A 13,069-nucleotide genomic window follows, 5' to 3' on the forward strand; every position below is an offset into this window, starting at 1 on the left:
ATGATCTTTTTTTGGGCTTTTGTTGTTGGTGGATTTATTTGTGTAATTGGACAAATTATGTTTGATGTGTTCAAACTTACTCCGGCACATACGTTAAGTACCCTTGTAGTGATTGGTGCTATTTTAGATGGGGTAGGTTTATATGAACCGTTGATTGATTTTGCTGGCGCAGGAGCTTCGGTGCCTATTACAAGCTTCGGTAATTCTCTGGTACACGGTGCTATGCAAGAAGCTGAAAAACACGGTTTAGTTGGTGTACTAACAGGGATGTTTGAAGTGACGAGTTCAGGAATTTCATCTGCGATTATTTTCGGTATGTTGGGTGCGCTTATTTTTAAACCAAAGGGATAAGGAGAAGGAAAGATGACCGTTGTTTCAGATGTAAAAAAATGCCTCGCAAGTCTTAAAGGAGTAGAAGCTAGTCTCTCCCATTTAGCGGAACGGACACAAGATTATGAATCCAAACAAACCATACATCAAACGATGATGACAGTGTCCGAGGTAGTTGAGGATTTAAAAAAAAGAGTTGGAGAATTGGAAAGTGAAGAATTTCAATATAAAGGATTTTAAAAATAAAGGAGGTCTTTTATATTATGCCTGAATGGCTTGATGTCATAGTTCGATCGTTAACATTTGTGATTTTTCTGTTTTTCGTTACGAAGATGCTAGGTAAAAAACAAATTTCCCAACTTTCATTTTTTGAATATGTTACTGGAATAACCATAGGAAGCATAGCAGCAGAAGTTATTATGGGATTAGAACAAAACATGTTTTTAGGCTTCGTAGCGATTGTAATCGTTTCTATTTTACCGTTTTTAGGTGGTATCGTTTCTTTGAAAAGCAAAAAGTTTCGCGATTTTGCTGAAGGCAAAGGGACTATATTCATCAAAGATGGCAAGATTATGGAAGAAAATTTAAAAAAGGAAAGATATACAGTGGATGAAATGTTAGAATTACTTCGTAAGAAGGATGTCTTTCAAGTTTCTGATGTGGAATATGCAGTATTAGAGGCAACTGGAGAGCTATCTGTCCTGTTGAAGAAAGAAAATCAACCTTTAACAGCAAAGGATTTAAACATTAAAGTAGCTTCAATTAAGGAGCCACAGACTGTTATTATGGATGGCAAGATTCTGGATGAACCCCTTTCTACCATTGGGTATAATCGGGGATGGTTAAAGACCGAACTTGAAAAACTAGGGGTCACTATTGAAAATGTTTTTGTAGGGCAAGTAAACTCCTATGGGGAATTAACGGTAGATGTCTTTGATGATAAGCTACAAGTTCCATCTCCTCAAGAAAGGCCATTAATCCTTGCCACAATGAAAAAATGCCAAGCGGACTTAGAATTATTTGCGCTTTCAACAGAAAATAAGGATGCCAAGAAGTTATATGTAAAAAACAGTGAATTACTACAAAATGCTATTGATAAAGTTACTCATATCTTAAAGAGTTAAATCTACCGTATTAGGGTTGACCTTATTTAGGAAGTTCTTATGAAGGAGATGAACCCAAACAAGCGATAAATTTCGAACAAAATAGTGAACTTCTATAAGTTTAGATAAATTATTATGGCCAATACGGAAGTAAATGCGATTAATATAATTAGAATGAAATTACTATACTTAAATTTTGGTCTGATAATGATATAAAAAATTAGAATGCAAATGAGGCAGGTTACTAATACTGCTAAATTTTCTATTGTAGTTGGATAAAGATTTAACATATGATTACCAATCCTTCTTAATTTAGCTTAACCAACCTAGCCATAAAGTATTGTAGTACCAAAAAATAATCAAACAAATTTAGGCTTTCCCAATATATCTTGATGTTGGCTTTATCAGTTTAGACAAACATGCTAGAAACGATACTACTGAGGTTTTATCAAACAAAGGCTGTCTAGGGGGAAGTAACCTAGGGGGGGCTTTAGTTGAACAAGTGGCTGCCTCTAAGGGGAGCTTTTTCTTATTGATCTCACTAAGCAGTTTAGTAAAACATTGACTTTTAAATTAAAAAACACAAGTGGAAATAGGATACCACTTGTGTTTTTTTGACTTTAATTTTAGGTGAAATTTTTAAGCTATGCTCATTACAGACCTTATCCTAATCGGTCTCCTTTTTTTACTTTTTGTTGTGGTTCTATAAGAACAACACCCTGTTCTGCATATACTCCCATCACTAAAACCTCAGAACTAAAACCAGCAACTTTCATAGGAGGAAAGTTAACTACTCCTAATACTTGTTTGCCAATTAGTTCATCCAAATCATAACAATCTGTTATTTGAGCACTACTTTGTTTAATCCCTATCTCTTCTCCAAAGTCAACCCACAGTTTATATGCTGGTTTTCTTGCTTTAGGGAATGCTTCTGCTCTGGTAATTTCTCCAACACGCATATCTAGCTTTTGAAAATCGTCGAAAGTTGCCATAGTAAAGCCTCCTATAATTTGTATTCGCTTATTTATTGAGATAAAGAGTTTTGTTCTTCATGTCTATCTTTAATAACTATTAAGACCCCTAAGAGAATTAAAACAGAGCCTATCCAAAAGGTTATACTAATCGTTTCACCTAGTATTAACCATCCTAATAATGTTCCAACAACGGGTTGAACGAAAAAGAAAACTCCACCACTGGAGGCATTTAGCATTTGTAATCCACGATTCCATAATAGAAATGCAATAGATGTCGATATTACACCCAAATAAATTAATCCTCCCAAAATGGTTGGATTAGTTAAATCGTTTAGATCAATTTGTGGTAATTTTGTTATAACAAAAGGAGTTAAAACAACAAAAGCAATTATAGTAGCATAGGTCGTAACAACAATTTGTGAATAATCACTAGGTAGACGTTTTATGAGTACAGACATTAACGCCCATGTTAATGCAGCTATTATAAGTGATACTCCACCAAGCATGCTAGACATATTAATATCATCAATTCCAACAATGGTAATCACACCAATAGTGGCTAAACTAACTGAAATAGCCTTCTTTAAAGTTAAACGTTCTTTAAGTATTAAACTAGCAAACAAAACCATAAATGCTGGTGTTGTAGAAGTTATAATAGCACCCATTTGTGCAGTAGAAAGCATTGTACCTGTTTCTTGAGTAACAATGGAAATGACGTACCCTATTATAGAAATAGCAATTATAATGCCAAAGTGACGTCTTTTAATTCTCCAATTTTGTCTAGTCACCAGTCCAATTATGACTAGTGCCACTAGTGCTATTAAATAACGCATCCATACAAGTTCTAATGGTGGTATGACTGCCACTAATATTTTTACGACAACATACATACCTCCCCAGATACTCGAAGCTAATATTAAATATAAAGAACCAATAAGTGTATTTTTCATTTTATACCCTCCGTTTTATTTTAGGCTAGATATGCCCTAACGGAGAGAAGTAGTATTATAATTTTCTCTCCATTAGAAGCGGGAGAGTACTACTGGTACATCGTTTTCGAATAAAGGTGCTAAAAACAAGATTTTTTCACTCCCTTTTAATATTAAGTAACGCATTTATTTTAGCAAATAACTATCCTAATTAAAATATAATAGGAGGTTGAAAATTAATAATATTAGAAAATCTATTTTGCCTAACGAAGTGCAATGCCAATATTATTATGGTGCTAACTGGTCCTTTAGTTAAATAAGAACATTAATTCGATGGTCTATTTTTATGTCCAATACAAATTTCGGTGATCAAGTGTGAAATGTTACACTTAAACTAACGTGGCAGGTTAGTTCAAAATCTAGAATCCAATGCCATATATTAAAACAGGAGGTGACAAGATCATACTAGAAAAAAAGGAAGGTATAATCAACGGAATTGTCTATGAACATACCGTTTACCGTAATAGAAAATACAGACTTTATCCAACTATTACAGATTTAAATACTCTTATTGATAAATTAATTGAAGCAAACACAACAACTGAATATATAAGAATCACTCCATTTTATGTGAACGAAAAGGTAAACTTACAGCGTGAATTTGATCAATACATGTTCTTTGTAGAATGCATGGAACAGTTTAATGAACAAGATGCAGAAGATCGTATTTTAGAATCCTTAGACATGGATGCTACATCTGTGACACTAGAAGAATATGATAGGGGCAAAATACTAACCCCGATATGTAGATACGATGATTCAGAATCATTTAAAGCCTCACTAGATAAATACCGAAATTATTTAGATGTGCTATTACCCTGTTTATTTGATTACGCGAAAGTGGATTTGGAACTTTCAGAAAAGGATTTGGCATTTGGTTATTTTTGTTTTGAAATCCATAGCGAATAACTCTTATTCAACTAACGGGTACTTAGTTAAGGATCATGCGTTGCTTATGCAACTCATTCTTCTTATTGGACTAACAGGGCAGGATTAGTTCAATAAATTAAAGTAAAATAAAGTAAAATAAAGAAAAGAACCAATATAGGGGGTGTTCTAATGCATACAGACAACAAATCAGTATTAGAATTAGTGCAATTTGATGAATATGACGTATTAGGGTTAATAGAACTTTCTGCATCAGTTAACTGGGATTATGATGAACATGAAATTAGAACTGTTATGTCATCTGGGAAAATATTCGGACATAAAAATGCTGTGGGGAAAATTGTTTCGAGTGCTGCAATAATACCTTATGATACTGATTTAGCTTCCATTGGTATGGTTATCGTTAATAAAGAATATAGAGGTTTAGGCTTAGGAAAAAAAGCTACTCAGAAATGTATAGACAGTGTCTCTAAAGATACCTCTATAATGTTAATTTCTACTGAAGATGGGAAAGCCCTATATGAAAACTTGGGTTTTATTACTGTTGACTATGTACATAAGTATTTAAGTGATAGTTATATTCAGACTAAAATGTCTATTAATCAAGAAATAACCTTAGGGAAATACAGTGAGAATGATTTTAATGAAATTGTTGAATTAGATTCGGCTGCGTTTGGTGATAAGAGAAGTAAATTTCTTCTTAACCGGATAGAACAATCAAAGCTATGTTTGGTCGTTAGAAATCAAAAGGGGAAAATTATTGGATATGGATTGTCTATATTAGGACCAATAAATCTAATATTGGGACCTATTGTAGCACCGAATCCCCAAACCGCAGCTTTAATAGTCGATGAGTTAGCTCTTAATCATCAAGGAAAGTTAAGGATTGATGTACCTTCCAGTAATAAGGAGTTAATGTTTTTCTTGCAGAAAAGTGGATTTATAAAAGTTAGTGAACCGCCCATTATGATAAAAAACTCTGTTAATATGCCATACAGGAATAAGGAGTTATTTGCTATTGCTGCCCAAATCTTTGGGTAAGGACAGAAATACCTTATTCAACAAACAGGTGCTTTAGCAGAAAATCATCGTGCTGCTTAGTTGAAGAAGATCAATATAGTATTTTAAAAGAGGTGTTACTTTGATAAAAGGTTTATATGAAGCACACTTACCAGTAAGTAACTTAGAAAATTCAATTTTATTTTATCAAAATTTAGGATTAGATATAGCCTATAAACAAGATAAACTAGCTTTTTTCTGGATTGCAAAAGGTGAAAGTTGGCTTGGTTTATGGGAAAGCGATAAAGTTGAGATACCTTATCATCCTTCGATACGTCATATCGCGTTTCGAGTAGAGAAAGAGGATATCATCTTCGCTAAGAAATGGTTAAGTGAAAAAGGAATAGGTATTCGTTCTTCATTTGGCTTTGATGAACATCGTCAACCACTTGTATTACCTAATAATCCTCATGCACATGCTGCGATTTATTTTGATGATCCAGATGGTAATTCAATTGAGTTCATCACTCCAATTAGATTAGATTTTCAAGAAGATTTTAAGATGATGACATTTGAAGAATGGCTGAAACGATAGGAGTCACAGCAGAAAACTTTCTTCAACTAACAACTAACGGATGCTTTCGTTCAATAAGAACTACTAAATTAATTTAACTTGATTACAAGGTTTTGGATAAGTTAAATGAGAACTTAATTTTATCCATCTTGGATTGAAGAGGATGTAAAGGTGGATATAAAGTAAAACCTATTATTTACCATTGAATAAGAACGTTCGTTCGGCATATAATATGAGAACAGATGTTCCTTATGAGAGGAGTAAATAATATGTATGAAGGGTTAGAAAGTCGGAAAATAATATGTATTGATATGCGAAGTTTCTTTGCGAGCTGTGCGGCGGCCGATGCGGGGCTGGATGTGATGAATACACCCATTGCGGTGATTGGTAATATGGAGCATAAGGGAAGTATTGTACTCGCAGCATCTCCTATGATGAAGAAAAAATTTGGTGTGAAAACAGGAACACGGCTATTTGAAGTTCCAGATCATCCGTCTATTCATTTAATTGAGCCGAAGATGGAATTTTTTGTTCGAGTTTCCGTTGAAATCGTTCGCTATTTAAATCAGTATGTTCCGAATGAAGCAATTCATGTGTATAGTATCGATGAGTGTTTTGCTGATTTAGGCGGTACCGAAAAGCTTTGGGGTCCAATCGAAAAAACAATTAAGCGAATCCAAGACGGCATGTACAGTCAGTTTCAATTGCCGTGCGCTGTTGGGATGGGACCAAACATGCTGATGGCAAAGCTTGCGCTAGACTTAGAAGCAAAAAAGACAGGTTTCGTGGAGTGGACGTATGAGGATGTGCAAAAAAAATTATGGCCCGTTACTCCTTTAAGTGAGATGTGGGGCATTGGTTCTCGTTTAGAGAAGACATTGAATAATATGGGGATTTTTACAGTTGGGCAGTTAGCGCAAACTTCTCTCGCTACATTAGAAGCAAAATTTGGTGTCATGGGCAACCAACTTTACCATCATGCGTGGGGAATTGACTTGTCCGAGCTTGGCGCTCCTTTAGTGAATGGACAAATCAGTTACGGGAAAGGCCAAGTATTGTATCGTGATTACTGTACAAAAAAAGAAGTGATGGCAGTGATTTTAGAAATGTGTGAGGATGTCGCTAGACGCGCCAGAGAAGCGAACATGGCAGGAAGAACCATCCATCTTCAAGTCGGATACAGCAAGGATTCATTTGGAGGGGGATTTAATCGTTCTCGCTCGATAGAAGAACCGACAAATGCCACGATGAAAATATATAAAGTATGCGAACAGATTTTTGATGAGTTTTATGATCATCGTCCTGTTCGTAGGCTGGCGATTTCTATTACCAATTTAGAGCCGGAATATTCGATGCAGCTCAGTTTGTTTGAAGAGGGAAAGTGGAAGGAACGAAAGTTAGGAAAAACAATGGATTTGCTGCGAAGCAAATACGGCTCCACTGCAATTCTACGCGCTGTATCCTATACAGAAGCAGGAACAGCGTTGAAACGTGCTGGTTTGCTTGGAGGGCATAAGAAGTAGAAGCGAGAACCAATCGAACGTTTTTGACCCTAAACGAAAACATGACGTAATTCCTAAAGGACAACGTTATGTTTTTTTCGAGTAGGTATGACATTGTGATGGCAACTGTTGTTAAACCAATAATGAGACCGAATTTTGTTAAATTAATCTAGATTTTTGCATAGATTTTCTCTGACATATCTAATAAATTTATATTGATAAATCCCATGAAATATGTCCAACCTATGCCGATAATAAAAATAAATAGATACTAAATTAATGTATACACAAGTGATTTAATGTAAGAACAATTGCATCAATAGAAGAAGTGGCAGCATCTATTCATTTACAACTAGCATGTAAATGAAATTATTTTCGAGAATTCAACTAAACTCATATCACTATTTTTTGGAAACTGACAGTAGGAATATATTTACGATTCATATAAAGAGATATTTAATACTAGGAGAAAATACTTTTGATAAATCAAAAAAATAGGAAAAGATTATTAATTACGTCAATTATTTTGGTTATGCTCGTATGCTTAGAAGGCTTTCAAGCGACTTCAATGAGTGCTTCAACAATCCGTGTTGCCTGTGTGGGCGATAGCATTACTTATGGATATGGGTACCCTGCCGAATTACAAACCCTGCTTGGTACCAGTTATAGTGTGGAAAACTTTGGTTACAGCGGCAGGACTGCGATGAGCACTGGCGACAAGCCATATGTGAATGAAAAAATTTTTCAGGACAGTTTAAATTACTTACCGGATATTGTTGTAATTATGTTTGGAACGAATGATTCAAAAGTACAAAACTGGGTGAGTAAAGAGGAATTTAAAAAGCAATATAAAGAGCTTGTGCAGTCCTATACTCAGTTAAAATCAAAACCCGTTGTCTATCTCAATACACCAGCAACTCCCTTTTATGTTGATGGAAAAGCAGAAGGCCCAATGGAATTTAATATTCAGAAGGATATGGTCCATGAAGCAGCTGAAGCTGTACGGGAAATAGGAAAAGAGCTTGGATTACAAGTAATTGAAATTAATGATATAACAAAGAACCATCCAGAATGGTTTAGAATAGACGGAATCCATCCAAATGCAGACGGAGCAAAAGCAATTGCCAATATGGTATACGATGCCATCAAAAAATAATTTATTATTTCAAACAAATCTGATTCAGCTTTAGAGCCGGATATTCGAAATGATCGAACGTTTACATGCGTTCGATTTTTTTGTTTTAAGATACGGACTTCAACTTTCCTATTTTGGAAGGGGATTCTCTCCTATATGTGGAATTAAATATAAAGGGAGAATAAGCGAATGAAAATGAAAAGTCTATATCTTATGAATTTCGTTTACATATTACTGTCGCTATACATGTTCCTCATCGCAAGAAAGTATATATTTGTTGATGAAACCGCGAGAAGCGCAGTGAGCACACTAGCTATAGGGATTATTGGAAGTATGAATACATTTTATATTAAACAAGATCGACTACAAAAAGCTTTCAAGCATTTACTCGCGATTTATACAATAGGGCTAATAAGCTTAACTATTTTATTTTATATGGAATTACCTACTTATACGTACAAAGATGCAATAGCTAAAATAGAGAGCGAATCTGGTGAAGAAGTGGGTAAAGGAAAAGAAGTTAAAAAAACGATTGGGCACTATATTATCGAAACAAACGGTGGCACATACTTATTTAATGTAGAAAGTGGAGATTTTGCGAAGAGACAGGAAAATGCAAAGGAGTGATAGAAAGTGAGCTACAAAAACACTTTTATCCTAATATCTGAAGATTCACCAGTGGAATCTGCCATAATACCGATGTCGAGAAAAGAAAAACCAACTATCGCTTCAATTGAGTATGAATTAATCTACAATAATCCTTATAAATACACGCAAGACGATGTGCAATTTCAAACTTATGTCATAAAAAATGAGATTGAATCAGACCAGCTAGACGAACTTCGCGAACAATTTTTCTCCAAACCTAAAGCATGCTTTAGAGCATCTCCATTAGTTAAAAAATATGGATGGGGAATTCACTATAATGAAGAAGGAAAAGTCTCCATCTACGAAATGAATAGTAGACCATATCATCAATTTCTTCATTCGGATGAAACCACGATTTTAAAAGGAATGCGATTTAAGCGTAAATAAAGAGGGAGGACTTGAATTGGAACAAATGATATTTCATCATATGGAAACCGTACGAACAATAACAGAGAAGTCAATTAAAACGATACCAGAAGAGATTGCGGATATAGTACCAAAAGGTTTTAATAATAATATTCGTTGGAATTTCGGTCACATTGCATATATCCAAGAAAAACTCGTTTATGGTGTTTTGGGAGAAAAGATGAGCGTTCCAAATGAATATGAAGAGCTATTTAGTGCAGGAACAAAGCCCGATGATTGGAAAAAGACGCCTCCTTCTTTAGCGGAAATTTCAGTAGTATTAAGCGAACAAAAACTAAGAATAAATAAATCTCTCCAAGGAAATTTGTATAAGGAGCTACCAAAACCATTTACAAACAAAGCCGGCATCACTTTTAATACATTAGGAGAAACCTTTCTGTTCAGCTTTTATCATGAAGCACTCCACATGGAAGCAATTAAAAGAATTTATCTAGAATGCAAAAAATAAATATGTACTTGTGACCGTAAAAAAAGTTTTCTGCCCGGATAAGAAAAAATATGACCGGATAGATAAATTTCTGTCCATATAAAACTATTTGTGACCGCATAAAGAATATGGAGATATCAATATGAACTTAAAGTCTTTCTCAGTGGAGTATCTGTAGCTTTTTCTATCATACTCTTTAGATTGATAGATGAACACGTTTATAGAATGCCTATTATCTTTGGTGCAATCTTAGTAGGTTTGTTCGCAGGCGCATTAGTTAAAATAATTCATTCTATACCGAATTTAAATAAAGAAATGAACAAATACATCTTTTATACACTATCAAGTATAGTTTTGTTGTGTATAGTTGATTCCTACTATTTATTTAATTTATAACAACAGACAGTAAGGAGTCGATTTTATTGGAGTATCAATTTCCAGAGTTTATATATTTAAGACCAGTATTTATCGGTTTCATTATCATTTTACTCGTATTATTATTCGGAGTTATTTTTCTAAATAAAAACATAGTGAACCTATTTTCAGTTGTAAGTATAACGTTCATTTGTACATCCGTCTCTGCTATAACGCTTTATTCAAGTGGATATATTGTAGATGAGTATAATTTAGCCGGAGATCCTATTTCTTTTTACATGTTTTTTGTCATACTAGTATTAGCTTTTCTTAATTTAATTATTTTTATAACAAGATATAAAAAGAGCATGTTGTGAAGCATGCTCTCAGCTTGTCAACAAAAGGCTTCGAGATTTCATCCTCTCAATACCTTTCGATTTTGCCTAGAGAAATCTTAACTTATATAATATTTCATTAGGTAATTATTAAATAGATTGATTGGAGCGGAGGCGGCGACTCCAGCGGGAAAAGCGGGACAGCCGAGACCCTGGACTGAGCTTTGCGAAGGAAGCGGCTCGGCCCCGCCCGCGGAAAGCGTCCGCCGCGAGCGGAAATCGCAATTCTATTTATCAAACTTTTTATTTTAAAAAAAGACTGTAGAGAAACTCAAAATCCTAAGAGTTTTTCTACAGTCTGAGAGCATGTTATGAAACATACTCTTTCGTCTAATTATCATTACGTACGTGAATGAACTTTTTCACCTTGGACCCAAACTTCTCGAATGTTTTCTGGGCGAACTAAATACATTATTTTTTGGAAGACATCGTTTAAGTCCTCATTCGAATTAAAAATAGGTAGTCTTGCGGATGGTAAAAGAGTATCAATGATTTGTACATCCCATGCATAGTTTTCTTCTAAACGACCAATTGGTAAGCTTAAACTTTCCCCACCACCAGCAGTTGCGAAGTAAAACGCCTCATTAATGGTAATCCGTGAATTTGACACACCGCGTTCATCTGCAGGTAATGACGTATTCACACCATCCTCTAACATTCTGGATGATATAACAGCTTGTCTAGCATTATCGAAAAGACTAGGTGAAAATCCACCGGAAATATCCGATCCTAACCCAATCTCAACACCTTTAGAATGCAAATGAGCGATTGGTATGACGCTATTTGCAAAGTAAGCATTGGAAACGGGGCAGTGGCTGACAGCCGTTCCCGTTTCTGCAAATAACTCTGCATCCGCATCATTTAAAAAATTACAATGAGCCATCACAGATTTTTCGCGTAGAAGCCCGAAATCATTTAAAGCAAACGCGTCATTCTTCTGAAAACGATTTTGTACATACTCATGTTCCCAATCACTTTCACTACAATGCGACTGAATATATGTATCATATTTAGCAGCTAATTCTCCCAAACCTTTTAAGGCATCGTCTGTACAGCTAGGAATAAAGCGTGGCGTAACTACAGGATAGACACCTTGTTTAGTAGATTTTGCTAACTCTTTCACTGCAAGGATAAATTCCTCTGTGTCTTCTAATGCGGTCTGAGTGTCAGTATCTCGATAGAAATCAGGATTTTCTTCTTGAGAATCCATTACTACTTTTCCAACTAGACCTCGCTGACCTTTTTCGGCACAGATTTCAGCTAGCAAGAGGCTCGCTTCCTTATGAACCGTTGCAAAATAAAGTGCAGTAGTTGTTCCGTTTGCTAAAAGCGTGTTTACTACTTCATCGTATACATTTTTTGCAAATGCTAAATCAGAGAATTTAGATTCTAGAGGGAAAGTATATGTGTTAAGCCAATCATAGAGTGGAATGTCTAATGCTGTTCCAGCTTGAGCCCATTGGGGTGCGTGTACATGAAGATCAATAAATCCGGGTAAAAGATATTGTCCATCGGCTAAACGGTGAAAATTTTCACTGTCATGATAAGTCTCCAGTAAGGTTACATAATCCGTGTCATCTGAAGCAATTATTCTTTCAATCATTCCGTTCGAATTAATGCAGAAAAGATAATCTTTTAAAATTTGGACTTCTTTTGATGACTTACTTGAAAAAGCAGTTCCTTGAAATATTTGCGTATATTTTCCCATAAATTACACCTTATTGTTCGTATTTTTATAATTACAGTTGTTATTATAGAGGATAAAAAATAATTAGTCTATTTAAAGAGGAGATAGTTACCTGAGTACCGAATACTATTTACAAACATGGGGGTGCTGTGTAATGTATTTATACTTTAACGGCTTAATAATTAGAGAAGGTACCGAGGGGGTACCGGCACAATATGTAGAACAACTTTTTGAAGATGCTGGATGGGCGAGAAATACTCCAGATTGGCAGAAAGAAAAATTCCCATTAATATTCAATAATTCTACCTGGGCATTTACTGTATGGAAGGAGAATAAAATGATAGCAATGATTCGAGTTATTTCGGATCAAATAATGGTGGCAAACATATTAGATTTAGTTGTATTATCTGAATATCGCGGGACAGGTATCGGTAAAAAGCTAGTGGAACTATGTGTACAGAAATTGCCTCACGGTGATTGGTTTGCTCATACTTCTTCCAACAATTTTAAATTCTACGAAAAGTGTGGGTTTGAAGTGAAAGATATCTCTCAAAACGGAACTTGTGCATATTATGGATATATACAAGCAAGAAAAGAAGGTCATAGATAAAAGAAGAAGAAGCCCTTGCCAAGTGTTT

The 13,069-nt window shown here is 34.9% G+C and carries 16 protein-coding genes; 13 read left to right on the plus strand and 3 right to left on the minus strand.

From position 1 onward, the window contains the following. From spoVAE to P2Q73_RS10310, 3 genes are read left to right on the plus strand one after another with little or no spacing between them, the layout of a single operon-like run. Positions 1–351 carry a stage V sporulation protein AE gene (gene spoVAE / locus P2Q73_RS10300; protein ID WP_053589396.1) on the plus strand — a complete coding sequence of 117 codons (351 nt, stop codon included), beginning with the start codon at positions 1–3 and terminating at the stop codon, positions 349–351. Between the two features lie 12 nt (positions 352–363). After that, entirely contained in the window at positions 364–570 is a 207-nt protein-coding gene (locus P2Q73_RS10305) for a DUF1657 domain-containing protein (RefSeq protein ID WP_056830003.1), read from the plus strand. Between the two features lie 23 nt (positions 571–593). Beyond that, positions 594–1,454: a DUF421 domain-containing protein gene (locus tag P2Q73_RS10310; protein WP_275786656.1), complete on the plus strand. Its 861-nt coding sequence runs from the start codon at positions 594–596 to the stop codon at positions 1,452–1,454. A 641-nt stretch (positions 1,455–2,095) separates the two neighbouring features. Here the strand turns inward: P2Q73_RS10310 and P2Q73_RS10315 are convergent. Both P2Q73_RS10315 and P2Q73_RS10320 read right to left on the minus strand, forming a co-directional pair. After that, entirely contained in the window at positions 2,096–2,425 is a 330-nt protein-coding gene (locus P2Q73_RS10315) for a tRNA-binding protein (protein ID WP_275786659.1), read from the minus strand. A gap of 32 nt (positions 2,426–2,457) precedes the next feature. Next, entirely contained in the window at positions 2,458–3,357 is a 900-nt protein-coding gene (locus P2Q73_RS10320) for a DMT family transporter (RefSeq protein WP_275786661.1), read from the minus strand. A 408-nt stretch (positions 3,358–3,765) separates the two neighbouring features. Between P2Q73_RS10320 and P2Q73_RS10325 the strand changes: the two genes are divergently transcribed. From P2Q73_RS10325 to P2Q73_RS10365, 9 genes are all read left to right on the plus strand, one after another. Next, positions 3,766–4,305: a hypothetical protein gene (locus P2Q73_RS10325; RefSeq protein WP_056829997.1), complete on the plus strand. Its 540-nt coding sequence runs from the start codon at positions 3,766–3,768 to the stop codon at positions 4,303–4,305. A 150-nt stretch (positions 4,306–4,455) separates the two neighbouring features. Further along, a complete protein-coding gene (locus P2Q73_RS10330) occupies positions 4,456–5,325 on the plus strand; it encodes a GNAT family N-acetyltransferase (RefSeq protein WP_275786665.1) in 870 nt (289 codons plus the stop codon). Positions 5,326–5,425: 100 nt separating this feature from the next. After that, positions 5,426–5,878 (plus strand): VOC family protein, encoded by a 453-nt coding sequence (locus tag P2Q73_RS10335; RefSeq protein WP_056829996.1) that lies wholly within the window; start codon positions 5,426–5,428, stop codon positions 5,876–5,878. Positions 5,879–6,126: 248 nt separating this feature from the next. Continuing rightward, complete coding sequence (locus P2Q73_RS10340; RefSeq protein ID WP_275786669.1) at positions 6,127–7,380, plus strand: Y-family DNA polymerase; 1,254 nt, start codon at positions 6,127–6,129, stop codon at positions 7,378–7,380. A 457-nt stretch (positions 7,381–7,837) separates the two neighbouring features. Beyond that, entirely contained in the window at positions 7,838–8,515 is a 678-nt protein-coding gene (locus tag P2Q73_RS10345; RefSeq protein ID WP_053589406.1) for a GDSL-type esterase/lipase family protein, read from the plus strand. A gap of 168 nt (positions 8,516–8,683) precedes the next feature. Beyond that, positions 8,684–9,121 (plus strand): hypothetical protein, encoded by a 438-nt coding sequence (locus P2Q73_RS10350; RefSeq protein WP_275786672.1) that lies wholly within the window; start codon positions 8,684–8,686, stop codon positions 9,119–9,121. 6 nt (positions 9,122–9,127) lie between these two features. Then, positions 9,128–9,529, plus strand: a complete 402-nt coding sequence (locus P2Q73_RS10355; RefSeq protein WP_275786674.1) for a DUF6157 family protein — start codon at positions 9,128–9,130, stop codon at positions 9,527–9,529. A 25-nt stretch (positions 9,530–9,554) separates the two neighbouring features. Next, a complete protein-coding gene (locus P2Q73_RS10360; protein ID WP_345798847.1) occupies positions 9,555–10,016 on the plus strand; it encodes a DinB family protein in 462 nt (153 codons plus the stop codon). Positions 10,017–10,417: 401 nt separating this feature from the next. Further along, a complete protein-coding gene (locus P2Q73_RS10365; RefSeq protein WP_275786678.1) occupies positions 10,418–10,726 on the plus strand; it encodes a hypothetical protein in 309 nt (102 codons plus the stop codon). 358 nt (positions 10,727–11,084) lie between these two features. Here P2Q73_RS10365 and guaD read toward each other — a convergent pair whose 3' ends face one another. After that, on the minus strand, positions 11,085–12,452 hold the full coding sequence (gene guaD / locus P2Q73_RS10370) for a guanine deaminase (protein ID WP_275786680.1): 1,368 nt from the start codon (positions 12,450–12,452) through the stop codon (positions 11,085–11,087). 133 nt (positions 12,453–12,585) lie between these two features. Here guaD and P2Q73_RS10375 point away from each other — a divergent pair, with 133 nt between their 5' ends. After that, the gene (locus tag P2Q73_RS10375) at positions 12,586–13,041 is read left to right on the plus strand and encodes a GNAT family N-acetyltransferase (RefSeq protein WP_275786682.1); all 456 of its coding nucleotides are present in this window, start codon (positions 12,586–12,588) and stop codon (positions 13,039–13,041) included. Positions 13,042–13,069: the final 28 nt, after the last annotated feature.

Origin of the sequence: Bacillus sp. Cr_A10, assembly GCF_029222665.1 — a bacterium.
In the GTDB taxonomy this organism is placed as follows: domain Bacteria; phylum Bacillota; class Bacilli; order Bacillales_A; family Planococcaceae; genus Psychrobacillus.

Excerpts from the sequence above, each read along its gene's own strand:
- spoVAE (WP_053589396.1), top strand. The coding sequence starts at position 1 with ATGATCTTTTTTTGGGCTTTTGTTGTTGGTGGATTTATTTGTGTAATT.
- P2Q73_RS10305 (WP_056830003.1), top strand. The coding sequence starts at position 364 with ATGACCGTTGTTTCAGATGTAAAAAAATGCCTCGCAAGTCTTAAAGGA.
- P2Q73_RS10310 (WP_275786656.1), top strand. The coding sequence starts at position 594 with ATGCCTGAATGGCTTGATGTCATAGTTCGATCGTTAACATTTGTGATT.
- P2Q73_RS10315 (WP_275786659.1), bottom strand. The coding sequence starts at position 2,425 with ATGGCAACTTTCGACGATTTTCAAAAGCTAGATATGCGTGTTGGAGAA.
- P2Q73_RS10320 (WP_275786661.1), bottom strand. The coding sequence starts at position 3,357 with ATGAAAAATACACTTATTGGTTCTTTATATTTAATATTAGCTTCGAGT.
- P2Q73_RS10325 (WP_056829997.1), top strand. The coding sequence starts at position 3,766 with ATGCCATATATTAAAACAGGAGGTGACAAGATCATACTAGAAAAAAAG.
- P2Q73_RS10330 (WP_275786665.1), top strand. The coding sequence starts at position 4,456 with ATGCATACAGACAACAAATCAGTATTAGAATTAGTGCAATTTGATGAA.
- P2Q73_RS10340 (WP_275786669.1), top strand. The coding sequence starts at position 6,127 with ATGTATGAAGGGTTAGAAAGTCGGAAAATAATATGTATTGATATGCGA.
- P2Q73_RS10350 (WP_275786672.1), top strand. The coding sequence starts at position 8,684 with ATGAAAATGAAAAGTCTATATCTTATGAATTTCGTTTACATATTACTG.
- P2Q73_RS10360 (WP_345798847.1), top strand. The coding sequence starts at position 9,555 with ATGATATTTCATCATATGGAAACCGTACGAACAATAACAGAGAAGTCA.
- guaD (WP_275786680.1), bottom strand. The coding sequence starts at position 12,452 with ATGGGAAAATATACGCAAATATTTCAAGGAACTGCTTTTTCAAGTAAG.
- P2Q73_RS10375 (WP_275786682.1), top strand. The coding sequence starts at position 12,586 with ATGTATTTATACTTTAACGGCTTAATAATTAGAGAAGGTACCGAGGGG.